2 protein-coding genes are annotated in these 585 nt (G+C 37.4%); one reads left to right on the top strand and one right to left on the bottom strand.

Going from position 1 to position 585, the window contains the following annotated elements; genetic code table 11:
- The coding region (locus ACIY19_RS10870) for an N-acetylmuramoyl-L-alanine amidase family protein (protein ID WP_001851937.1) at positions 1 to 248 on the top strand (248 nt) is incomplete at its 5' end.
- Between the two features lie 76 nt (positions 249 to 324).
- Here the strand turns inward: ACIY19_RS10870 and ACIY19_RS10865 are convergent.
- Positions 325 to 585, bottom strand: a 261-nt coding sequence (locus ACIY19_RS10865) for a transposase (RefSeq protein WP_150819683.1), incomplete at its 5' end; no start/stop codon positions are given.

The following is a 585-nucleotide window of genomic DNA, read 5'->3' as shown; positions in this document are numbered from 1 at the left end:
CAATGGCTACTGGTTGGGTTAAAGACAAAGGCTTATGGTATTACTTAAACGAATCAGGTTCAATGGCTACTGGTTGGGTTAAAGACAAAGGCTTATGGTATTACTTAAACGAATCAGGTTCAATGGCTACTGGTTGGTTTACAGTTTCTGGTAAATGGTACTATACCTATAATTCAGGAGATTTATTAGTAAACACGACTACACCCGATGGCTATCGAGTCAATGCTAACGGTGAGTGGGTAGGATAGGTATCCATTAGCTAAATCTAATCATTCTGAACTAAAAAATCTGGCTCTTTGTCAACTGTAGTGGGTTGAAAAAAAGCTAAGCTCGAGAAAGGACAAATTTTGTCCTTTCTTTTTTGATATTCAGAGCGATAAAAATCCGTTTTTTGAAGTTTTCAAAGTTTCGAAAACCAAAGGCATTGCGTTTGATAAGTTTGATGAGATTATTGGTCGCTTCCAATTTGGCGTTTGAATAGGGTAGTTGAAGGGCGTTGACGATTTTCTCTTTGTTCTTTAGAAAGGTTTTAAAGACAGTCTGAAAAATAGGATGAACCTGCTTCAGATTGTCCTCAATGAGTCC

Source organism: Streptococcus sp. ST14 (genome assembly GCF_046098195.1).
In the GTDB taxonomy this organism is placed as follows: Bacteria; Bacillota; Bacilli; order Lactobacillales; family Streptococcaceae; genus Streptococcus.
The sequence above is the reverse complement of the archived record's forward strand: the minus strand, read 5'-3'. Positions and strand labels throughout refer to the sequence as shown.